The sequence below is a fragment of the Burkholderia diffusa genome (assembly GCF_001718315.1).
GTDB lineage: Bacteria > Pseudomonadota > Gammaproteobacteria > Burkholderiales > Burkholderiaceae > Burkholderia > Burkholderia diffusa_B.
Window position 1 is genome coordinate 2,123,426 of the sequence record NZ_CP013363.1, and the last position, 20,324, is coordinate 2,143,749.

Sequence of the window (20,324 nt, forward strand, 5' to 3'; positions counted from 1 at the left end):
GGGTTATCCCGGATGCTGGTGCATCTGCAAATTTGTATGATGACCACATCACCTTACAAACCAGAGCGCCATGTTCGAGAAAATTCCCGCCCGTGCGATGAGCGACCACGTCGCGCAGCAGCTGCTGAAGCAGATCGAAGTCGGCAGTTTCTCGGCCACCGGCAAGCTGCCGACGGAAGCCGTGCTCGCGCAGGAATTCGGCGTGAGCCGCACCGTAATCCGCGAAGCGATCTCGCGGCTGAAGAACGAAGGCGTGGTCGAACCGCGCCAGGGCAGCGGCGTGTACGTGAATCAGCACGGCGCGATCCGGCCGCTGCGGATCGACTACGCGGAAGCTGTCGAGGCGAGCTCGCTGCCGCACCTGCTCGCGGTACGCCGTGCGATCGAGGCTGAAGTCGCGGCCGAAGCCGCGCTGCACCACACGGCCGACGACATGGCCGACATCGACGACGCATTGCGCAAGATCGACGACGCGGTGGCCGAAGGGCGTGACGGCGTCGCGGAAGACGTCGCGTTCCACCGCACGATCGCGGCCGTCACCGGCAACCCGTATTTCCTGAAGACGCTGCAGTTCCTGAACCAGTACCTCGAGGCCGGCGTGAAGGTCACGCGGCGCAATGAAGCGACGCGCGAGGATTTCTCGAGGCAGGTGCGCGAGGAACACGCGGCGATCGCCGACGCGATTCGCGCGCGTGACCCGATGGCAGCGCGCAATGCGGCGCGCACGCACATGTACAACGCCGCCCGCCGTCTGGCGGAAGCCGGCATCTGCTGATGAACGATTGCTGAATGCGGCGGCCCGGGCCGAACCCGGGCCGTCGTTGCCCCGAACCTTTCCCGAATCGATCAAGGTTGACCATGTCACGAAATGTTGGAGTCATCGGCCTCGGCGCGATGGGCCTCGGCGTCGCCCGCTCGCTGCTGCGCGCAGGGTTCCGCGTGCACGCATGCGACGTGCGCGACACCGTGCTGCAGGCGTTCGCGGCCGAAGGCGGCGTGGCCTGCGCGAGCCCGGCCGAACTAGGCGCGCGTTGCGACGTCGTCGTCACGCTCGTCGTCAATGCCGCGCAGACCGAAACGGTGCTGTTCGGAGAGCACGGCGCGGTCGCGGCGATGAAGCCGGGCGGCGTCGTGATCGCGAGCGCGACCGTCGCGCCCGACTTCGCGGTCGCGCTCGGCGCACGCATCGAGGCTGCGGGCCTGCAGATGCTCGACGCGCCGGTATCCGGCGGCGCGGCGCGCGCGGCCTCCGGCGAGATGACGATGATGACGTCGGGCCCTGCGGCCGCGTATGCGGGCTGCGACGACGTGCTCGACGCGATCGCCGGCAAGGTGTATCGCCTCGGCGACGCGCACGGCATCGGCTCGAAGGTGAAGATCATCAACCAGCTGCTGGCCGGCGTGCATATCGCGGCCGCCGCCGAGGCGATGGCGCTGGGCCTGCGCGAAGGCGTCGATGCCGACGCGCTCTACGACGTGATCACGCACAGCGCCGGCAACTCGTGGATGTTCGAGAACCGCGTGCCGCACATCCTGAACGGCGACTACACACCGCTGTCGGCCGTCGACATCTTCGTGAAGGATCTGGGGCTCGTGCTCGATACCGCGCGCCGCAGCAAGTTCCCGCTGCCGCTGTCGGCCACCGCGCACCAGATGTTCATGAGCGCGTCGAGCGCCGGCCACGGCGGCGAGGACGATTCCGCCGTGATCAAGACTTTCCCCGGCATCACGCTGCCGCCCGCCCGCTGATTCGAACGACGTTTCCGCCATGACCGCTTCCGCTTCCCGTCCCCTGCTCGGCTGCATCGCCGACGATTTCACCGGCGCGACCGACCTCGCGAACATGCTCGTCAAGAGCGGCATGCGTACCGTGCAGACGATCGGCGTGCCCGTCGGCGGCGCCCCCGCCGATACGGCGATCGACGCCGACGCGATCGTCGTCGCGCTGAAGTCGCGCACGATTCCCGCAGCCGACGCCGTCGCGCAATCGCTCGCGGCCTACGAATGGCTGCGCGCGCAGGGCTGCCGTCAGTTCTTCTTCAAGTACTGCTCGACGTTCGATTCGACCGACGCGGGCAACATCGGGCCCGTCGCCGATGCACTGCTCGATGCGGCCGGCGGCGGCTTCGCGATCGCATGCCCGGCATTCCCGGAGAACGGGCGCACGATCTTCCGCGGCCACCTGTTCGTCGGCGACGTGCTGCTGAATGAATCCGGCATGGAGAGCCACCCGCTCACGCCGATGAAGGACGCGAATCTCGTACGCGTGCTGCAACGGCAAACGAAGTCGCAAGTCGGCCTGATCCGCTGCGACACGATCGCACTGGGCGCAGCCGCCGTGCGTGCGCGGATCGAGCAGCTGCGCGCGGAAGGCGCACGCTTCGCGATCGCCGACGCGCTGTCGGACCGCGACCTCTACGTGCTGGGCGAAGCGTGTGCGGGCCTGCCGCTCGTCACGGGCGGCTCGGGCGTCGCCCTCGGCCTGCCCGCGAATTTCCGTCGCGCGGATCAACTCCCCGAGCGCGACAACGCCGCGTCCCTGCCGCGCATCGACGGGTTGTCGGCGGTGCTCGCCGGCAGCGCGTCGAAGGCCACCAACGCCCAGGTTGCCGCGTGGCGCGAAAGCCGACCGAGCTTCCGGATCGATCCGCTCGCGGCCTCGCGCGGCGACCCCGTCGTCGACGCGGCACTGGCATTCGCACGCTCGCATCTGCCGCAACCCGTGCTGATCTACGCGACCGCGACGCCCGACGAAGTGAAGGCCGTCCAGCAGGCGCTCGGCGTCGAGGCGGCCGGCCATCTCGTCGAGAGCACGCTCGCGGCGATCGCCAAGGGCTTGCGCGACCTCGGCGTGCGCAAGTTCGTCGTCGCCGGCGGCGAGACCTCCGGCGCGGTCGTGCAGGCGCTCGACGTGAAGTCGCTGCAAATCGGCGCGCAGATCGATCCGGGCGTGCCGGCGACGGCCACCATCGACACACAGCCGCTCGGCCTCGCGCTGAAATCCGGCAACTTCGGCACGGTGGACTTTTTCGACAAGGCGCTGCGCGCGCTCGACGGAGCCGCACGATGAGCCACGAAGCGAAACTGCGCGAAGAGATCTGCGTCGTCGGCGCGAGCCTGTATGCGCGCGGCCACGCAGTCGGCAGCGCCGGCAACATCAGCGCGCGTCTGGATGACGGCTGGCTGATCACGCCGACCGACGCCTGCCTCGGCCGCCTCGATCCCAACGACATCGCGAAGGTCGGCCTGGACGGCGAGCCTGTGTCGGGCGGCAAGCCGTCGAAGACGCTCGCGCTGCATCGTGGAATCTACGCACGCAACGCGCAGGCACACGGGATCGTCCATACGCACTCGACGCACCTGGTCGCGCTGACGCTCGCGGGCGTATGGCGCGACACCGACGTGCTGCCGCCGATCACGCCTTACTACGTGATGAAGGTGGGCCACATTCCACTGATCCGCTATCGTCGCCCCGGCGACCCGGCCGTCGCGGCCGAAGTCGCGGCACTCGCCGATCAGGTGCGCGGCGTGCTGCTCGATCGCCTCGGCCCGGTGATGTGGGGGCAGTCGGTGTCGCACGCGTCGTATGCACTCGAGGAGCTCGAGGAAACCGCGCGACTGTGGCTGATGACGAACCCGAAGCCCGAGCCGCTGTCCGACGCCGCGCTCGACGAGCTGCGACAGACGTTCGGCGCACGCTGGTAACGCAAAGCGTCGCGTCCATATCACAAAGGACTACCAACCGGTTTCAAGCCCGCCGTGTGCGCGGGCCTTTCCATCAGCACACACGACACAATCCGGCGGCGTGCGCGCCGCCGGCACATGACATTCCAGGAGACGACGATGACTGCTCTCGACGCGGCCGCAGGCCGCTCGCCCGCCGCGCCCGCCCAATCGGCCGAGCTCGACCACACCTACAGGAAAGTGTTCTGGCGAATCGTGCCGTTCCTGATGCTCTGCTACGTGGTCGCGTATCTCGACCGCGTGAACGTCGGCTTCGCGAAGCTGCAGATGTCGCAGGACCTCGCGTTCAGCGAAACCGTGTTCGGCCTCGGCGCCGGCATCTTCTTCCTCGGCTACTTTCTGTTCGAGCTGCCGAGCAACATGCTGATGCACCGCATCGGCGCGCGCATCTGGATCGCGCGGATCATGATCACGTGGGGCCTGCTGTCCGCGCTGTTCGCGTTCGTGAAGACGCCGACGCAGTTCTACGTCCTGCGCTTCCTGCTTGGCCTCGCGGAAGCCGGCTTCTATCCGGGCGTGATCCTGTACCTCACGTACTGGTTCCCGTCGCATCGCCGCGCGAAGATCATCGCGGTGTTCATGTCGGCGATTCCGGTGTCGGGCATCTTCGGCAACCCGCTGTCGGGCTGGATCATGGAGCGCTTTCACGGCGGCTCCGGCTTCCACGGCTGGCAATGGATGTTCATGATCGAGGCCGTGCCGGCCGTGCTCGTCGGCATCGCGACGATCCTGTATCTCGACAACGGCATCCGCAGCGCGAAGTGGCTCGACGAGCGCGAGAAGCAGATGCTCGAGGATGAAATCGCCGCGCAGCCGCAGGAACAGCAGCAGCACGGCCATTCGCTGAAGGCCGTGTTCGCCGACCCGCGCATGTGGTGGATGTCGCTGATCTACTTCGCGTTCGTCACCGGCCAGTACGGCCTCACGTTCTGGATGCCGACACTCGTCAAGTCGACCGGCATCACCGATACGTTGCAGATCGGCCTGCTGTCGGCGATCCCGTTCGTCGTCGCGATCGTCGTGATGAACCTGTTCGGCCATAGCGCGGACAAGCGCCGCGAACGCCGCTGGCACCTGATCGTGCCGGCGCTGATGGGAGCGGTCGGCTTTGCGGTCGCCGCGTCGTACTCGCACAATACGGCGGTATCGATCGTGTTCCTGTCGCTGGCGGCTGGCGGCGTGCTGACCTGCGCACCGCTGTTCTGGTCGTTGCCGACTGCGTTCCTCGCCGGATCCGCTGCGGCCGCCGGGATCGCGATCATCAACTCGGTCGGCAACCTCGCCGGTTTCGCGAGCCCGTACGTGATCGGCTACCTGAAGGACGTCACGCACAGCACGTCGTCCGGGATGTACATGCTGGCCGGCATGCTCGTGATCGGCGCGATCGCCGTGTGGCTCACGCCCGCGAAACTCGTGAACCGCTGATCCGGTATTCGACGCGGGGCGCCGTGCGCCCTGCCCCATTCATTCACAGGACCCGCTGCCATGCCCCGCTTCGCTGCCAACCTCTCGATGATGTACACCGAGCACGCGTTCCTCGAGCGCTTCGCCGCTGCCTCGTACGACGGCTTCAAGGCCGTCGAATACCTGTTCCCGTACGATTTCGCCGCCGAGGACATCCGCGCGCGCCTCGACGCGCACGGCCTCGTGCAGGCGCTGTTCAATGCGCCGCCGGGCGACTGGGCTGCCGGCGAACGCGGGATCGCGTCGCTGCCGGGCCGCGAGGACGAGTTCCGGCGCGGCATCGACCAGGCGCTCGACTATGCGCGCGTGCTCGGCAACAAGAAGCTGCACGTGATGGCCGGGATGGTCGCGCCGGGCGCCGACCGCGCGCGCCATCGCGATACCTACGTGGCGAACCTGCGGCATGCGGCGCAGGCGGCCGCCGCGCACGGCATCACGATCCTGATCGAGCCGATCAACCAGCGCGACATGCCCGGCTATTTCCTGAGCCGCCAGGACGATGCGCATGAAATCCGCGCGGAAGTCGGCGCGCCGAACCTGAAGGTGCAGTTCGACTGCTACCACTGCCAGATCGTCGAAGGCGACCTCGCGATGAAACTCAAACGCGATTTCGCGGGCATCGGCCACATCCAGATCGCCGGCGTGCCCGAGCGTCACGAGCCGGACATCGGCGAACTCAACTACCCGTATCTGTTCGAGCTGATCGACGCGCTCGGCTACGACGGCTGGATCGGCTGCGAGTATCGTCCGAAGGCCGGCACGTCCGAAGGCCTCGGCTGGCTCAAGCCGTATCTGTAATCCAGGCATTCCGAAGAGGGCTCACAACATGAAGGTACTGATCACCGGCGGCGCCGGCTTTCTCGGCCAGCGTCTCGCGCGCAAGCTGCTCGAGCGCGGCGAACTGACCGGCCCCGACGGGCGGACCAGCAAGATCGACGAACTGGTGCTGCTCGACGTCGTCAAGGGCAGCGATTTCGGCGACGCGCGCGTGACGTCGATCGTCGGCGATATCGCCGATCGCACTGTGCTCGAAAGCGCGATCGACACACAGACGGGCGCGATCTTCCACCTCGCGGCAATCGTCAGCGGGCAGGCCGAAGCCGATTTCGATCTCGGCATGCGCATCAACCTCGACGCATCGCGCACGCTGCTCGAAGTGTGTCGCGCGCGCGGCCATCGTCCGCGCGTCGTGTTCACGAGCTCGGTGGCCGTTTACGGCGGCGTGTTGCCCGACATCGTGCAGGACGACTCCGCGCTGAATCCGCAATCGTCGTACGGCGCGGAGAAGGCGATCGCCGAACTGCTGCTGTGCGACTACGCACGGCGCGGCTTCGTCGACGGCCGCGTGCTGCGGCTGCCGACCATCAGCGTGCGGCCGGGCCGCCCGAACGCGGCCGCGTCGTCGTTCGCGAGCGGCATCATCCGCGAACCGCTGAACGGCGAGGAGAGCGTATGCCCGGTGCCGGGTTCGACGCGGCTGTGGCTGCTGTCGCCGCGCGGCGCGATCGACGCGCTCGTCGCGGGTTGCGAGATCGACGGCGCGAAGCTCGGCAACAAACGCGTGATCAACCTGCCGGGCCTGTCGGTATCGGTGGACGAAATGATCGCGGCGCTGCGCGAAGTCGCGGGCGACGACGTCGTGAAGCTGATCCGCCATGCGCCGGACGAACGCGTCGAGCAGATCGTCGGCAGCTGGCCGGGCCGCTGGGACACGACGCGCGCCGAAGTGCTCGGACTGAAAGGCGACACGTCCTTCGCGGACGTGATTCGCAGCTACATCGCCGACGAGCGGCGTTGATGACCGCGCCGCCCGACGTGGCAAGCAGCCTCGTCGGCGAGCCGCTAGACGCTCGGCGGGCAGGCGACGTCGGGCCGCATCAGCGCGGCCCGGCGGATTCCCCGACGCGCATCGATGCGCGCCTCGCGTCGTACGGCGTGCGCGCCGCGCCGGCCGCATGCTGCCACGCCAGCAAGCCCGGCAGATAGAACAGCAAGTCGCGCACGCGCCGCGCGCCGGCGAGAGCCAGACAGGTCGGCGCGTCGAACCCGAGCAGCCCGCCGATCAGCACGAACCCGCCCTCCTGCACGCCGAGACCGCCCGGCATCAGGAACGCGATGCTGCTCAGAAGCTGGATCAGCGCCTCGATCGCGAGCGCCTGCGCGAGCGTCGGATCGGCGCCGAGAAAATGCAGCGCGAGCCAGATCTCCAGCGCATAGCCGGCGAATTGCAGCGTCTGCCAGACGGTCAGATAGCGGACGACCATGCCCGTCTTTCTCCAGATCATCCGGATCGACTGATCGGTGCGTGCCGATTCGCCGACGAGTGCCACCACCTTGCCGCTCGTGACGCGGTTGACCACACGCATCGCGCGCTCGAACGGCCGCGCGTGCTGAACCAGCGCAAACAGCAGCAGCACCGGCACGAGCGCCGCCATGCCGATCGCGAGATGCGCGGCCACCTGTGCGGCGTCGGACGACACGTGTTCGAGCACGTAGCCGATCGCGACCAGCGCGAACACCAGCTGGCTGATCAGCGTCAGCTGCATGTCGGCGACGAGGCTCGCCACGGCGGTCGCCGGGCGCACGCCCGCCTGCCGCAGCAGGCTGAACGACACGATCTCGCCGCCGATCCGCGCGACCGGCAACAGCCCATTGATCGATTCGCGGATCCACACGAGCTTGAGCATCGTCGCGAACGACGGCCGGCGCGGGCCGCGGATCAGCATCCGCCAGTCCCATGCATTCGCGAGCATCGGCAGGACGTGGGCGAGCGCGGCGACCAGCAACCCGGCGCCGGCGATCCGTAGCCGGTGCAGGATCTCCAGCGGATGCTCGCGCCAGATCAGCCACACCGCGAACACCAGCCCGGCCAACGCCGCCGCGCGCCCCGCATGGCGCAGCCGCGCGTCGCGACGCGCGCGCCGACGGTCCGCGCCTTCGACATCGGAATGCGTGTCGTGCATCACGATTTTCCCGCCGGCGACAGCAAGCCCTCACGGTCGACGCGAAAGCGCGTGCCGCGCCAGACGACGTGCGACGAGAAGAAGCTCGACACGAAGACCACGAACTGCAGGAAATCGACGAACGGCATCCAGAGCGCGCCGCGCAGACCCGCGCCGGTGGCGCGGCTCGTCTTCAACATCAGCACCGCCCGCGCGACGAGCGCCGCGAGCGCCAGCCACCAGGCGGCCGGCGTGCCGCCGGAAAACAGCACGGCCAGCAACGCCAACGGCAACGGATGCATCAGCACCGACCCGGCGTGACCGAGCCGGTCCGCCGCGCGGATCGTGCAGCTCCAGCGCAATTCGTGCGCGTACAACCTGGCGAACGTCTCTTCGACGCAGGCATGCCCGACGACGAACGACGGGACGACGACCTGCGCGCCGACCTGCCGCACCGCTTCGCCGAGTGCGTGATCCTCGGCCAGATGATGCGCGAAACGCGCGAGCCCGCCGATGCGTTCGAGCATCGCACGCGTGATTGCAATCGTCTGGCCAAAGCACGGACGGGCGCGCCCGATGACAAGCCCGGTAATGACGCCCGGCAGGAAATGGTAGTTCGTCATCGCGACGGCGACACCGGGCCAGAAGCCCGGCGACGCAACGCCGCGATACACGCTCGTCACGATGCCGACATCCGGCTCCTGTAGCGCGCCGACGACCGCGCGCAAATAATCGCGCTCGACCAGGACATCGCTGTCGGCGAGGCACAGCACCGAATGCTCCGCGTGTTCGAGCATGTTGACGAGATTCGCGATCTTGCGGTTCGGCCCGTATAACCGCGCATCGGCGACGACCTTGATGTTCGCGTCCGGATAGCGTGCGCGCAGCGTCTCGACGGCCGCAAGCGCCGCGTCGCCCGCATCGTGCACGCCGAACAGATGCTGAACCGGCCCCGGATAATCCTGGACGAAGAAGCTTTCGAGATGCTGAACGAGATTCCATTCGTCGCCGTGCAGCGGTTTCGCGACGGTAACGCCCGGATAGTCACGCGGCACCGCCCGCGCGCGCGAAAAGAATCGGCCGACCAGCACGCTGGCCGTGACAGTGTAGACAATGCCGAGCAACGCGCCCAGCCCGCAGGCGACCGACATCACGCCGGCCAGCGCGTACAGCACATGCAGCAAGACCATGCTTCTCCCCAGTGGTGGCCCGGTGACCGCGACGCCCGGGGCAGGCACGCGCGAACGCGCGCTCACCCGTACACGCCGCCGTATCGATTCCCGTTGAGCCGGATATGCAGGACGACCAACCGACGGTACGCGCAATCAGATGACACGGCTACCGTGCGGCGATCGATTCCGGACACGCGCACATAGCCGCAAACGTCCGCGGCCCTGAACGCCGCGTCGGCCACCTTACGGGCCGACAGGATCGCGGTCGCGACCGCGACGACGGTCCAGAGGCGAAATGTCATCGTCGTGAAAAACGCTTCGGGTACGCGCAGCGCAAACAACGAAACCAGCACGAAACACTGAATGAACATGCCGGCGAGCGCGGCGATCAACAGGTAGGCGCGCCATCGCTCGATCGTCGAGGATGCCATCAGGAATGAACCTCCCGTGCGGACGACCCGCATCGATCCTGCGTCGATCAATACGGTCGCGGGTGGACGGGCGGGCGCGGGGGGACGCACCGAACCCGGTTCGGGATCAGGGGAAGCGGAACTCGACCCGAGAAATGTTGTGGCCGATGGTAGCGGGAATGCCGTTACCGAACCTTAAGCGTTCTTCAGAATCGGGCGATATTTGACGGAACGCAATTACAATCCGTTGCACGGCACGCACAGTCGGGCTCGTACAATTGCACGCATCTGCACACGAATCGACCATGCGCCTCCTCCTTGTCGAAGACGACGACCTGATCGGCAGCGGCCTCGAAATCAGCCTGAGCCAGGCCGGTTACCAGGTCGACTGGCTGCGCGACGGTCATGCCGCCGCCGTCGCGCTCGCGACGACACGCTTCGCGCTCGTCGTCCTCGATCTCGGCCTGCCCGGCAAATCGGGAACGGAACTGCTGCGAGCGATGCGGGACGCGGGCGATACCACGCCGGTGCTCGTACTGACCGCGCGCGGCACCGTGGCGGACCGCGTCCGCGGCCTCGACGACGGCGCCGACGACTATCTCGCGAAACCGTTCGAGCTGTCCGAGGTGCTCGCCCGCTGTCGCGCGCTCGTGCGGCGCTCACAGGGTCGCGCCGGCGACGAGATCGTATGGCGCGACATCACGATCGACCTGACGACCCAAACGGTGACACGCGATGCTGCGCGCATCGCGCTGACGTCACGCGAATGGACCATCCTCGTTCAGCTCGTCAGTCATGCGGGCATGCCCCAGTCGCGGGCGCGCCTCGAGGACGGCCTGTACGGGTGGCAGGAAGGCATCGAAAGCAACGCGATCGAGGTTCACATCTCGAACCTGCGCAAAAAGCTCGGCGCGGAACTGATCCGGACGGTGCGGGGCATCGGTTACGTCGTCGACAAACCATGATCTCGCGCTCGATACGGCGCCGCGTTTCGTCGATGGCGCTTGGCTGCGTGATCGTCGTCTGGATCGTCGCCGTGTTCGGCAGCTTCCGGCACGCGACACGCGAGATCGGCGAATGGGAAGACGCCCGTCTCGTCGAATATGCGTCGCTGCTGGTCAATCTCGCGCCGGCCGACCTCGACCGCCTCGCCCGCTTCCCGCCCGACGCACGCATCGAACTGGCTCACGGCACGTCCGCCGCCGCCCGTGACAACGACGGCGATCGTCTGCCGCGTGACGTCCTGTTCGAAGTCCGCGACGCGCGGGGCAACGTCGTCGCGTCGAGCCTGCCGGTCGACGCCGCCGGGCGGCCCGATGCTGCCGACCGACTCGACACGCCCGCGACGATCGTCGTGCGCGGCGCGCAATGGCGCACGCACACGCTGCGCGACGACGGGTCGGGGCGATGGATACGGGTGATGGAGCCGGCCAACACGCGCAGCGATCTCGCGACGGGCATCGCGCGCGGCATCGTCTGGCCGCTGATCGTCGCGCTCCCGGTGCTCGCGTTGCTGCTCTGGTATCTGATCGGGCGCAGTCTCGCGCCGCTGAAGACGCTGTCGACGCTGATCGGCGCGCGCGATGCGCGCTCGCTCGAACCGCTCGGCATCGCGACCGTCCCCGAAGAAGTCCGCACGCTGGTCGACGCGATCGATCGCCTGCTCGCCAGACTACGGCAATCCATCGTGCGCGAACGGGCATTCACGTCCGACGCCGCGCACGAACTCAAGACACCGCTGGCCGCGATCAAGGTTCAGGCCCAGGTGGCGCTCGCGACCGACGATCCGGCGCGCAAGCAGCTCGCCATGCAGCGCGTGGTGCAAGGCGTCGATCGCAGCGCGCGTCTCGCCGAACAGTTGCTGCTGCTCGCGCGGCTCGACGAATACGAACGCATTCCGGTGCGTGCCGTCGTCGTCCGCGAACTGGTCGACGCTGCCATCGAGCGGCATCTCGCGAAGGCGTCGGATCACTTCATCGACATCGTCGCCGCCGGCACCGCCGGGCGTACGATCCAGGCCGATCCGATCCTGCTTGGCATCCTGCTCGACAATCTGCTCGACAACGCGCTCAAGTACGGCCGGCAGGGTGGCCGCATCGAGATCGACGTACACGACGACGGTGCCACGCAACGCATCGTCGTGCGCGACGACGGGCCCGGCGTCGCCCCCGGCGAGCACGAGCGGCTCGGTGATCGCTTCTATCGCGGCGTCGGCACGCAATTGCCCGGCAGCGGGCTGGGGTTGTCGATCGTCCAGCGCATCGCGCAATACTTCGGCGGCACCGTGCAGTTCGGGCCCGGCATCGGCGGCCGCGGCCTCGGCATCACCATCACGTTGCCGTCGGCTGAATCCGCTCGGATCGATGGCACGCAGGCGCTATCGGACGAAGCCGGCGTGCGGCAGCACGCTTAACGTTTCGTTAAGGATTCGGCCGTAAAATCCGCCGGAATATACAGTCCTCATCCGCTTGCCAGGAGCTTTCATGTCTACAACTGCCCGATACGACGCAGTCGCACGCCTTCTTCACTGGCTGATCGTGGCGCTGGTCGTCGCGCAGTATGCAATCGGCTGGACGATGCCTGACGTGCATCGTGATACGCAACCGGTCGGCCTGATCGCCGCGCACCTGATCGTGGGCACCGCGCTGCTCGCGGCAATGGCTTGCCGAGTGCTCTGGCGCGTGACGCATCGCCCGCCCGCCGACGAACTGTCGCCTGCGATGCGCGCGGTGTCCGGCGCAACGCACTTCGGGCTCTATGCCCTGCTGATCGCGGTGCCGCTGCTCGGCTGGATCAATGCGTCGTCGCGCGCATGGGCCGTAACGCTGTTCGGCGTCGTCCCGCTCCCGGCGCTGTCGGCGGCCGGATCGCGATTCGGGCACGCGATGGGCGATGTGCACGGCATCCTCGCGTGGGTGCTGTTCGGCGGCATCTGCGTTCACGTCGCAGCCGCGGTCGCGCATCGTTTCGTCCTGCGCGACGGGGTCATGCAACGCATGATGCCCTGGTAGTCTCGACGCGCGGCCCGTTGCATGCCATCGCGGGCGGATGTCCGGCAATGGCGGACGCGATCCCGGCTGCGTCGCGACTCATCCGGCAATCCACCTGCGCGACCGTCGGAATCGGGGAACGAGCCGATCGCGACGCCGCGCAAAGCGGCGCGCGATCGACAGCCTCGCCGTCCGTGCCGTTCGACCCGGCCGCGTGCCGCGAACGGCATGCGTATTGCCGTACCGCGAACACGTCGGCCTGAGCAGACACACGTACATGCCGGCGACTAGTTGTCGGCCTGCGCCGGCATGACGGAGGCCGCCGCAGGCGCGGCGGGCAAAGCCGCCATCCTCGCCCGATCCTGCTCGGCGAGCTTCGCCATCGCGGCCTGAATGTCCGCCGGATATTCGCCGTCGTCTCCCTTCGAAGGATCGTATCCCGCCGCTTCCAGACGAATCAGCTCCTCGCGAACCTGTGCTCGCGTGAGCGGCACATTCGATTGCGCGAGTACGGATTGACCGGACATCACGCCGATCATCAGTAGTGCGATACATGTTTTCATCATCAACTCCTTCAATGTTGCGTGCCCGTCGACCTTCGTGGATTTCGGGCTCGCCGTGGCGCTCCTCTACTTCAGCTTCCGAAATACAGCGTGCAGAAACTTTCAGGGCCCACGCACGCGGCCGAACGCGGACGCGACGGCAGTTCCGTCGGCCTCCCCGCACCGGAAGTCGCGGCCGGATCGCTGCCGACCGCGGTTTCGGCCTGATCCCGGGGCATCTGTTCGGCCTGCTGCTGGAACAGCGGACTCATCTCGGGATACGACGCATCGGTCACGAAGCGCAGCCCGCTGTTTTCGGCGTCGAGCAGTTGCTGCCTGACCTGCGCACGCGTCAGCGCCTGTGCCGACGCAGGCGTCGCGACACTCGCGACGGACATCGCCGCCACCATGGCGGCCACCAACCAATGGGTATTCATGTTCCACTCCTTCGGAAGTCAACGAAACGACGTGCTACACCCGTATGACGACGCGGGGCGTACGTTTATTCCCGGAATGGCGAACCGCTGCGCCTGACGTTCATCGAACTGTCATTCTTTCGTCAGCCGGCGTAACCTGACGTAACGCAGGCCCCACCGCGCGTGGGGCAGACTGACGACACCTTGTGGATCGCACCTCGATCATGTCCGTCGCTTACGACTATGCAGCCGGCTTGCTTCGCACGCTGTACGATCGCCATATCGACAGCGGCGCCGTGCTCGACTCGGCCGTGTTCCCCGACGCCGAACGATTCGTCCGCGCGTGGCCGGCCATTCGCGCGGAAGCGCTGGCGGTCGCGCGCCACCTGCCGCGCATCCCGCGCTTCCACGAGATCATGCGCGAGCAGCACGACATCTCGGCCAACGATGCGCGCGACTGGCGGATGTTCATCATGCAGGCTTACGGCCAGCCGTTCCCGCGCAACCTGTCGCGTTGCCCGACCGTCGAATCGATCGTCGCGGCGTCGCCGGACGTGTTGTCCGCGTCGCTGTCGTTCCTCGCGCCCGGCAAACACATCCCGCCGCATCGCGGACCGTTCCGCGGCATCCTGCGCGGCTATCTGGTGCTGTCGATGCCGACGCGCGCCGACGGCACGCCGGCCGCGGTGCTGAAGGTCGACGGCCGCGAATACCGGCTCGACGAAGGCTGCTTCCTGCTGTGGGACGACACGTTCGTGCACGAGGTGTGGAACGACAGCGACGAAGTGCGGATCGTGCTGCTGCTCGATATCCGGCGGCGCGGCATGCCGCGCTTGTTGACGTGGCTGTCGAATGCGGTGATCGGCGTCGTGCGGCTCGGCATCCGGATGCGGGGGCGGTCGATCCCGGTCTAGCCAACTGCACGGCGCCCGCCCGTCGCGGTCAATCCTCGCGCGCGAGACGCGTCAGCACGTCCGCAAGCGCTTGAATCGCAGGTTGAGCGGCGCGCTGCGCCGGGTACACGAGGTAGTAACCCAGACCGTTGCGCGCTACCTCCGGAAACGGCGTGACCAGCGCGCCGGCGGCCAGCCGATCCGCCGCCATGCGCGGATCGCCGATCGCGACGCCGTGCGCGTGAGCCGCGGCCGTCAACGTCAGTTCGAGCGTATCGAATACGAGCCCGGTACCCGGGTCGATTTGCGTTGCGCCGACAGCGTCAAGCCAGCATCGCCATTCGTCGCGATTGCGCGCGGGATGCAGCAGCGTCGCATGCGCGAGATCAGCGATCGACTTCAACGACGCGCCTGCTTCGCGCGTGCACATCGGCGTGAGGCACTCGTCGAACAGCGGCACCGCAACCATTCCCGCCCAGGTTCCGGTACCGCGCACCACGATGGCATCGAAATCGGCGTCGGTGAAATCCGGCGTGTCGTCCGCCGACGTGTGAATACGCAATTCGGTTCGCGGCAACGCGTGATTGAGCGCCGGGAGCCGCGGCAGCAGCCATCGAATCGCAAACGTGGAAGGCAAGCGCAACGTCAGGGTCGACGCGGAATGCGCATGGGCGTGCGCGTGTTGCGCCAGTTTCGCGAGCACGTCGACGGCCACCGTCAGCAACGCGCCGCCTTCCGCAGTCAACGTCAATCCCGAAGGATGACGAACGAACAGCGCACATCGGTAGTGCGCTTCGAGTTGCTGCACCTGACGGCTCACCGCGCCCTGGGTCCGGCACAGATGCTCGGCCGCCCGGTTGAAGCTGCCGAGCTCGGCGGCGGCAACGAACGCCTGGAACGCGGTCAGCGGCGGCAGCGGGCGCGTCAGATCCGCCAGCGGATATGCGCGAGCGGCATACCCGGGTTGCGGATTATTCGTTTGCTCGGTCATCGCGGCATCGCTATCGTGGTTGAACCGGTTCGCGACGGCTCTCGCGCACGGTTCGTCAACAATCAGCGGAGAAATACCATGGCATCGTCGTCCGACGCACTATACACGCGGCAGGTCGATACCTACCTGAAAGCGCTCGAACGCGGCAACGTCGCCGAGATCTGCGCACTGTTCGCGCCGGATGCGCAAATATATTCGCCGTTTCTCGGCTGGATGGCGCCGCAACCCTTTTTCGAAAAAGTCGTGGCGGCATCCGGACAAAGCCGGATCACGCCGATCGACATCTGCGTCAGCACGACGGGCGCGCGTCGGGCCACCGGCTATTTCGTCTACGACTGGGGACTGAAGGACGGCTCCGAAGTGCGGTTCGAGTGCGTCGACGTATTCGAATTCGACGACGACGCGCGCATCGAGCGCATGATCATCGTCTACGACACGCATCCCGTGCGAAGCACGGTCGGCGACAAATACGCATAGCCGGATCATTGCGCGACGCAGCAACATCGTCGCACCGCCGGCCGTATGGCAAATGTCGCTGCTCGCCCGATCGATCGCCTACACTACAGACCGTTCCTCCCGCGCGACTCCTGCCAGTCACTGCCATGGCACATCTCTTCTTCGCGGCGTCGATCCAGCGCCATATCGACACGCCCGAGCGTGACATCGACGCACGAACGCTCGGCGAAGCGCTTGAAGCCGTCTTCGGCGAGCAGCCGCGGCTGCGCGGGTATATCGTCGACGACCAGGGTGCGCTGAGAAAGCACCTGTCGGTGTTCATCGACGGCCAGCCGGTACGCGACCGGCAACACCTGTCCGATGCGCTCGGCGATGCCAGCCGCGTCTATGTCGTGCAGGCGCTGTCCGGCGGATAAAGGGACGCATCTCCATCGAAACAAGCGTACGGTCGGACCTACTGGAGACACCCGACATGAACGATCGATTGCTCGTCGCGACCCGCAAGGGCCTGTTCGTGCTGCACGCCGACGGCAACGGCGGCTGGTCGCTCGGCGAGCCGCACTTCGTCGGCGAACCCGTCAGCATGGCGCTGGCAGACCCGCGCGACGGTACGCTGTATGCGGCGCTCAATCTCGGCCATTTTGGTGTCAAGTTACATCGCCGGCGCGCCGGTGCCGCCGCATGGGAGGAATGTGCGGTGCCCGTCTATCCGCCGCAGCCCGCCGACGCGCGTCGCAACGCCAGCACCCACCCAGGCGCCGGCGATTCGGAGGAGGAAGCACCTGCCCCGCCGCGCGCACCGTGGACGCTTCAGCAGATCTGGTCGCTCGAAGCCGGCGGCGCCGACGAGCCGGGCGTATTGTGGGCCGGCACGATACCGGGCGGACTGTTCCGCTCCGACGACAGCGGCGATTCGTGGGTGCTCAACCGCGCGCTATGGGACCGCCCGGAGCGCGCCGAGTGGTTCGGCGGCGGCTACGATGCAGCCGGCATCCACTCGGTGATGGTCGATCCGCGCGACAGCCGGCACGTGACGATCGGGATTTCGTGCGGCGGCGTCTGGCAGACCTTCGACGGCGGCGCGACCTGGCGCGTCAGCGCCGACGGCATGGAAGCCGACTACATGCCGCCCGAGCGGCGCGGCGAACCCAATGTGCAGGATCCGCACCGCGTCGTCCAGTGCGCGGCGGCTCCCGATGTGTTGTGGACCCAGCATCACTGCGCGATCTTCCGCTCGACCGACGGCGCCGCGCACTGGCGGCGGATCGAAGCGCAGCCGTCGAGCTTCGGCTTCGCGGTCGCCGTGCATCCGGCAGATCCCGACACCGCATGGTTCGTGCCGGCGGTGAAGGATGCGTGCCGGATTCCCGTAAACGGCCGGTTCGTCGTCACGCGCACGCGCGACGGCGGCCGCAGCTTCGAGAGCCTGTCCAACGGGCTGCCGCCCGTACCGGCCTATGATCTCGTGTATCGACACGGGCTGGCGGTGGACGACTCCGGCACGCGTCTCGCGATGGGGTCGACGACGGGCGGGTTATGGACGTCCGGCGACGGCGGCGAAAACTGGCGGCAGGTCTCCGCGCATTTGCCGCCGGTGTATTGCGTGCGTTTCGCGTAACGAACGACCCGAGCGCCTCACGGCGGAATGCAAGCGCCGGACCGTTGCGTCACGCATGCGGCGCGATCCGTGCGACTGCCCTGCGTGTGCGCGCGATTTCTGCTTCGAGCCAATCGAGAAACCGCCTGACTTGCGGCTCGCGCTCTCTTCCCGGTCGGCACAGCGCGACGAAGCGTGCGCCGGCGAGCCGCACCGACGGCTCGATCGGCATCAGCGCGCCGCGCTCGACGTGCTCTGCAACCAGCACGGAACTGAGCAGACCCACGCCCTGCCCGTGCAACACCGCCTGCAACGCGTAGTGCTCGTCGTCGTAATGCCGGAACACCGCGCGTGCCAGCCACATGTCCCGGCCCGCCGCACGGCACCACGAGACCCAGTCGATCGACACCGGCAGCGGCGTATCCCACACGGTCTCGATCAAATCGAGGCGCTCGTCCGAACGATGCGCGTCGAACCCGGTGGCCGCATACGCGCCGAAATATTCGTCGATCAATGCAATCTCGTGCAGCGCCGGAAACGTGCGCGACGTCGCGCGAATCGCGAGATCGATTCGCGCGTCGCGATCGAGATCGGCGAGCGCGTTGCCGGTTTCGACCTTGATGTTCAATTGCGGATCGACCTGCCGAAACCGGCCGAGACGCGGGATCAGCCACATCGCGGCGAATGCGGGCGTGGTGGTCAGCACGAGCGTGCGCGCGTCGGCCGCGTCGGGCCGCACCGCATCGAGCCCGCGACTCAGCGCAAGCAACGCATCGTGGCTCGCGCGAAACAGCCGTTCGCCGTCTTCCGTGAGCCGCACGCCGCTCGCGCCGCGCTCGAACAGCAGCACGCCGAGCCGGCTTTCGAGCGACTTGATCTGATGCGAAACGGCCGCCGGCGTCACGGACAACTCGTCCGCCGCGGCCTTGAACGAGCCGAGCCGTGCAGACGACTCGAATACACGCAATGCGGTCAGGGGAATTTTCGAGAACACGGGGCCTCGCGGGCCGGGTCCGGCCGGGTTGAATTCGATTCAATCCGGGTGAGATTAGGTGAATTGAAGCGCTCGCGCAACGCACGTAGCCTTGCGGGACATCGTGGCACCGGCGCCGCGAAAGCGGCCGTCGAGCCACCGTCGAACCGGAGAAACCACGTGCAAGGCCTACGGCGCAGAATCACGCAGGCGGCGCTTTACGAAGCGATCGCCGTTTCCTGCATCTCACCCGCGATCGCGTCGATCTTCAAGCAGAACCTGGTGTATTCGGGCGCGCTGTCCGTGACGATGTCCGCGATCGCGCTGCTGTGGAACATGATTTTCAACGCGCTGTTCGAGCGCTGGGAAGCGTCGCGCCGGCAGCCCAGGCGCACGCTCGCGCGACGGATCCTGCATGCGACCGGGTTCGAGGGCGGACTGATCTTCATCCTCGTGCCGGTGGTGTCGTGGTGGCTCGACATCTCGTGGTTCGACGCGTTCGTCGTCGACATCGGGCTGTTCGCGTTCTTCTTCTGCTACGCGTTCGTGTTCCAGTGGGCATTCGATCGCGTGTTCGACGTACCGGCGGCAACGAAGGAATCGTGACGTTCGTTCGCGACCGGCAATTCGCCAATCGGCTCCGGGTCCGAAAGCGACGCGGCCCGCCCGCACGATACGGAAGGGCCGCGTTTCATTACGCCGGCGCGCCGCCTTCGGCGAGCGCGCCGTTGGTCCGGTCGCTCAATGCACGCCAAGATACGCCTTCACCGCCGGCAGGCCCGGCTTGCCGTCGAGCGTCGTCACGCCGGCCAGCCACTTGTCGAGGGCCTGCGGGTTCGCCTTCAGCCACTCGGCGGCCGCCTTGTTCGGATCTTCCTTGTTCATGATCGGCACCATCACGTGGTTCTCGATCGTCGTCGTGAACTGCAGGTTCGACACGAACTTCGCAACGTTCGGGCAGCGCTGCGCGTAGTCGGGCGGCGTGGCCGTCAGCACCTTCGCTTCGCCGTAGTTCGGACCGAACACGTCGTCGCCGCCGCTCAGGTAGTCGATCTTCATCTGCACGTTCATCGGATGCGGTTCCCAGCCGAGGAACACGATCCACTGCTTCTCGCGGATCGCGCGATTCACCTCGACCAGCATCCCGGCCTCGCTCGACTCGACCATCTTGAACTTGCCGAGGCCGAACTGGTTGCCGTCGATCATCTTCTTGATCAGCAGATTGCCGTCGTTGCCCGGTTCGATCCCGTAGATCTTGCCGTTGAGCTTGTCCGCGAACTTCTGGATGTCGGCGAACGACTTCAGGCCGCCCTGATACACGTAGTCGGGCACCGCGAGCGTGTATTTCGCGCCGGTCAGGTTCGGCGTGCCGAGCACCTTGATCGTGCCGGCCTTCGTGAACGGCTGGATGATCGGATCCATCGTCGGCGACCAGTAGCCGAGGAACACGTCGATCTGCTTGCTCTTGATGCCCGCGAACGTGATCGGCACCGATGCGATCGTCTTGGTCGGCGCATAGCCGAGCCCTTGCAGCATCGTCGATGCGAGACCGGTGGTGGCCGCGATGTCGGACCAGCCGACGTCCGCGAAGCGCACGTTCTTGCACACGGGCGGGTCGGCCGCATAAACCGCCGACATCGGCGCTGCAATTCCGATCCCGCATGCCGCTGCGATCAATAGGCGCTTCATCTGTCTTCTCCTCAAAGTGACGTCGTTTTTCATGGGTGCGGGATC

23 protein-coding genes are annotated in these 20,324 nt (G+C 67.0%); 15 read left to right on the forward strand and 8 right to left on the reverse strand.

Translation table 11 applies throughout. The annotated features are described in order from the left end of the window. Positions 1-70: 70 nt before the first annotated feature. The 7 genes from WI26_RS24750 (at position 71) to denD (ending at position 7,006) form a co-directional block, all read left to right on the forward strand. On the forward strand, positions 71-775 hold the full coding sequence (locus tag WI26_RS24750) for a FadR/GntR family transcriptional regulator (protein WP_059452152.1): 705 nt from the start codon (positions 71-73) through the stop codon (positions 773-775). A gap of 83 nt (positions 776-858) precedes the next feature. Next, positions 859-1,749 carry an L-threonate dehydrogenase gene (ltnD, locus tag WI26_RS24755; RefSeq protein WP_059466901.1) on the forward strand — a complete coding sequence of 297 codons (891 nt, stop codon included), beginning with the start codon at positions 859-861 and terminating at the stop codon, positions 1,747-1,749. Positions 1,750-1,768: 19 nt separating this feature from the next. Beyond that, positions 1,769-3,070, forward strand: coding sequence for a 3-oxo-tetronate kinase (gene otnK / locus WI26_RS24760; protein WP_069227502.1), 1,302 nt, complete (start codon positions 1,769-1,771; stop codon positions 3,068-3,070). Then, a complete protein-coding gene (locus WI26_RS24765; RefSeq protein ID WP_069227503.1) occupies positions 3,067-3,705 on the forward strand; it encodes an aldolase in 639 nt (212 codons plus the stop codon). The genes otnK and WI26_RS24765 overlap by 4 nt, the downstream gene beginning before the upstream one ends. 138 nt (positions 3,706-3,843) lie before the next feature. Further along, entirely contained in the window at positions 3,844-5,169 is a 1,326-nt protein-coding gene (locus tag WI26_RS24770) for an MFS transporter (RefSeq protein WP_069227858.1), read from the forward strand. A 60-nt stretch (positions 5,170-5,229) separates the two neighbouring features. Beyond that, on the forward strand, positions 5,230-6,006 hold the full coding sequence (gene otnI / locus WI26_RS24775) for a 2-oxo-tetronate isomerase (RefSeq protein WP_060188198.1): 777 nt from the start codon (positions 5,230-5,232) through the stop codon (positions 6,004-6,006). Between the two features lie 28 nt (positions 6,007-6,034). Then, the gene (denD, locus tag WI26_RS24780; RefSeq protein WP_069227504.1) at positions 6,035-7,006 is read left to right on the forward strand and encodes a D-erythronate dehydrogenase; all 972 of its coding nucleotides are present in this window, start codon (positions 6,035-6,037) and stop codon (positions 7,004-7,006) included. A gap of 79 nt (positions 7,007-7,085) precedes the next feature. Here denD and WI26_RS24785 read toward each other — a convergent pair whose 3' ends face one another. The 3 genes from WI26_RS24785 to WI26_RS24795 all read right to left on the reverse strand — a co-directional run bounded on the left by WI26_RS24785 (position 7,086) and on the right by WI26_RS24795 (position 9,714). Next, complete coding sequence (locus WI26_RS24785; RefSeq protein ID WP_069227505.1) at positions 7,086-8,174, reverse strand: lysylphosphatidylglycerol synthase domain-containing protein; 1,089 nt, start codon at positions 8,172-8,174, stop codon at positions 7,086-7,088. Next, positions 8,171-9,340, reverse strand: a complete 1,170-nt coding sequence (gene hpnI, locus WI26_RS24790) for a bacteriohopanetetrol glucosamine biosynthesis glycosyltransferase HpnI (protein WP_069227506.1) — start codon at positions 9,338-9,340, stop codon at positions 8,171-8,173. The genes WI26_RS24785 and hpnI overlap by 4 nt, the downstream gene beginning before the upstream one ends. Positions 9,341-9,402: 62 nt before the next feature. Then, a complete protein-coding gene (locus tag WI26_RS24795) occupies positions 9,403-9,714 on the reverse strand; it encodes a hypothetical protein (protein WP_155624471.1) in 312 nt (103 codons plus the stop codon). A gap of 323 nt (positions 9,715-10,037) precedes the next feature. Here WI26_RS24795 and WI26_RS24800 point away from each other — a divergent pair, with 323 nt between their 5' ends. From WI26_RS24800 to WI26_RS24810, 3 genes are all read left to right on the forward strand, one after another. Further along, positions 10,038-10,697: a response regulator gene (locus WI26_RS24800; protein WP_059466909.1), complete on the forward strand. Its 660-nt coding sequence runs from the start codon at positions 10,038-10,040 to the stop codon at positions 10,695-10,697. Further along, positions 10,694-12,145 carry an ATP-binding protein gene (locus tag WI26_RS24805; RefSeq protein WP_069227507.1) on the forward strand — a complete coding sequence of 484 codons (1,452 nt, stop codon included), beginning with the start codon at positions 10,694-10,696 and terminating at the stop codon, positions 12,143-12,145. The genes WI26_RS24800 and WI26_RS24805 overlap by 4 nt, the downstream gene beginning before the upstream one ends. A gap of 70 nt (positions 12,146-12,215) precedes the next feature. Then, positions 12,216-12,743, forward strand: a complete 528-nt coding sequence (locus WI26_RS24810; RefSeq protein ID WP_069227508.1) for a cytochrome b — start codon at positions 12,216-12,218, stop codon at positions 12,741-12,743. Positions 12,744-13,009: 266 nt separating this feature from the next. Here the strand turns inward: WI26_RS24810 and WI26_RS24820 are convergent, their stop codons facing one another. After that, positions 13,010-13,285 carry a DUF4148 domain-containing protein gene (locus tag WI26_RS24820; protein WP_069227859.1) on the reverse strand — a complete coding sequence of 92 codons (276 nt, stop codon included), beginning with the start codon at positions 13,283-13,285 and terminating at the stop codon, positions 13,010-13,012. Positions 13,286-13,356: 71 nt separating this feature from the next. Next, on the reverse strand, positions 13,357-13,701 hold the full coding sequence (locus WI26_RS24825) for a DUF4148 domain-containing protein (RefSeq protein ID WP_069227510.1): 345 nt from the start codon (positions 13,699-13,701) through the stop codon (positions 13,357-13,359). A 203-nt stretch (positions 13,702-13,904) separates the two neighbouring features. Here WI26_RS24825 and WI26_RS24830 point away from each other — a divergent pair, with 203 nt between their 5' ends. Then, on the forward strand, positions 13,905-14,594 hold the full coding sequence (locus WI26_RS24830; protein ID WP_069227511.1) for an aspartyl/asparaginyl beta-hydroxylase domain-containing protein: 690 nt from the start codon (positions 13,905-13,907) through the stop codon (positions 14,592-14,594). A gap of 28 nt (positions 14,595-14,622) precedes the next feature. On the opposite strand, the gene WI26_RS24835 is transcribed toward WI26_RS24830, so the two are convergent. Beyond that, positions 14,623-15,564 (reverse strand): LysR substrate-binding domain-containing protein, encoded by a 942-nt coding sequence (locus WI26_RS24835; protein WP_069227512.1) that lies wholly within the window; start codon positions 15,562-15,564, stop codon positions 14,623-14,625. A 78-nt stretch (positions 15,565-15,642) separates the two neighbouring features. Between WI26_RS24835 and WI26_RS24840 the strand changes: the two genes are divergently transcribed. From WI26_RS24840 to WI26_RS24850, 3 genes are all read left to right on the forward strand, one after another. Continuing rightward, positions 15,643-16,041 carry a nuclear transport factor 2 family protein gene (locus tag WI26_RS24840; protein WP_059504314.1) on the forward strand — a complete coding sequence of 133 codons (399 nt, stop codon included), beginning with the start codon at positions 15,643-15,645 and terminating at the stop codon, positions 16,039-16,041. Between the two features lie 125 nt (positions 16,042-16,166). After that, a complete protein-coding gene (locus tag WI26_RS24845; protein WP_060320882.1) occupies positions 16,167-16,436 on the forward strand; it encodes a MoaD/ThiS family protein in 270 nt (89 codons plus the stop codon). A 56-nt stretch (positions 16,437-16,492) separates the two neighbouring features. After that, the gene (locus WI26_RS24850) at positions 16,493-17,638 is read left to right on the forward strand and encodes a WD40/YVTN/BNR-like repeat-containing protein (RefSeq protein ID WP_069227513.1); all 1,146 of its coding nucleotides are present in this window, start codon (positions 16,493-16,495) and stop codon (positions 17,636-17,638) included. A 49-nt stretch (positions 17,639-17,687) separates the two neighbouring features. On the opposite strand, the gene WI26_RS24855 is transcribed toward WI26_RS24850, so the two are convergent. Beyond that, complete coding sequence (locus tag WI26_RS24855) at positions 17,688-18,611, reverse strand: LysR substrate-binding domain-containing protein (RefSeq protein ID WP_069227514.1); 924 nt, start codon at positions 18,609-18,611, stop codon at positions 17,688-17,690. Between the two features lie 159 nt (positions 18,612-18,770). On the opposite strand from WI26_RS24855, the gene WI26_RS24860 reads away from it, so the two are divergent. Next, entirely contained in the window at positions 18,771-19,196 is a 426-nt protein-coding gene (locus WI26_RS24860; protein ID WP_069227860.1) for a PACE efflux transporter, read from the forward strand. A 135-nt stretch (positions 19,197-19,331) separates the two neighbouring features. Here the strand turns inward: WI26_RS24860 and WI26_RS24865 are convergent, their stop codons facing one another. Next, positions 19,332-20,279, reverse strand: coding sequence for a choline ABC transporter substrate-binding protein (locus WI26_RS24865; protein WP_060188217.1), 948 nt, complete (start codon positions 20,277-20,279; stop codon positions 19,332-19,334). Between the last annotated feature and the right edge of the window lie 45 nt (positions 20,280-20,324).

Coding starts and splice junctions, on each gene's coding strand:
- WI26_RS24750 (WP_059452152.1), top strand. CDS start 71: ATGTTCGAGAAAATTCCCGCCCGTGCGATGAGCGACCACGTCGCGCAG.
- ltnD (WP_059466901.1), top strand. CDS start 859: ATGTCACGAAATGTTGGAGTCATCGGCCTCGGCGCGATGGGCCTCGGC.
- otnK (WP_069227502.1), top strand. CDS start 1,769: ATGACCGCTTCCGCTTCCCGTCCCCTGCTCGGCTGCATCGCCGACGAT.
- WI26_RS24765 (WP_069227503.1), top strand. CDS start 3,067: ATGAGCCACGAAGCGAAACTGCGCGAAGAGATCTGCGTCGTCGGCGCG.
- WI26_RS24770 (WP_069227858.1), top strand. CDS start 3,844: ATGACTGCTCTCGACGCGGCCGCAGGCCGCTCGCCCGCCGCGCCCGCC.
- otnI (WP_060188198.1), top strand. CDS start 5,230: ATGCCCCGCTTCGCTGCCAACCTCTCGATGATGTACACCGAGCACGCG.
- denD (WP_069227504.1), top strand. CDS start 6,035: ATGAAGGTACTGATCACCGGCGGCGCCGGCTTTCTCGGCCAGCGTCTC.
- hpnI (WP_069227506.1), bottom strand. CDS start 9,340: ATGGTCTTGCTGCATGTGCTGTACGCGCTGGCCGGCGTGATGTCGGTC.
- WI26_RS24800 (WP_059466909.1), top strand. CDS start 10,038: ATGCGCCTCCTCCTTGTCGAAGACGACGACCTGATCGGCAGCGGCCTC.
- WI26_RS24805 (WP_069227507.1), top strand. CDS start 10,694: ATGATCTCGCGCTCGATACGGCGCCGCGTTTCGTCGATGGCGCTTGGC.
- WI26_RS24810 (WP_069227508.1), top strand. CDS start 12,216: ATGTCTACAACTGCCCGATACGACGCAGTCGCACGCCTTCTTCACTGG.
- WI26_RS24820 (WP_069227859.1), bottom strand. CDS start 13,285: ATGAAAACATGTATCGCACTACTGATGATCGGCGTGATGTCCGGTCAA.
- WI26_RS24825 (WP_069227510.1), bottom strand. CDS start 13,701: ATGAATACCCATTGGTTGGTGGCCGCCATGGTGGCGGCGATGTCCGTC.
- WI26_RS24830 (WP_069227511.1), top strand. CDS start 13,905: ATGTCCGTCGCTTACGACTATGCAGCCGGCTTGCTTCGCACGCTGTAC.
- WI26_RS24835 (WP_069227512.1), bottom strand. CDS start 15,564: ATGACCGAGCAAACGAATAATCCGCAACCCGGGTATGCCGCTCGCGCA.
- WI26_RS24840 (WP_059504314.1), top strand. CDS start 15,643: ATGGCATCGTCGTCCGACGCACTATACACGCGGCAGGTCGATACCTAC.
- WI26_RS24845 (WP_060320882.1), top strand. CDS start 16,167: ATGGCACATCTCTTCTTCGCGGCGTCGATCCAGCGCCATATCGACACG.
- WI26_RS24850 (WP_069227513.1), top strand. CDS start 16,493: ATGAACGATCGATTGCTCGTCGCGACCCGCAAGGGCCTGTTCGTGCTG.
- WI26_RS24865 (WP_060188217.1), bottom strand. CDS start 20,279: ATGAAGCGCCTATTGATCGCAGCGGCATGCGGGATCGGAATTGCAGCG.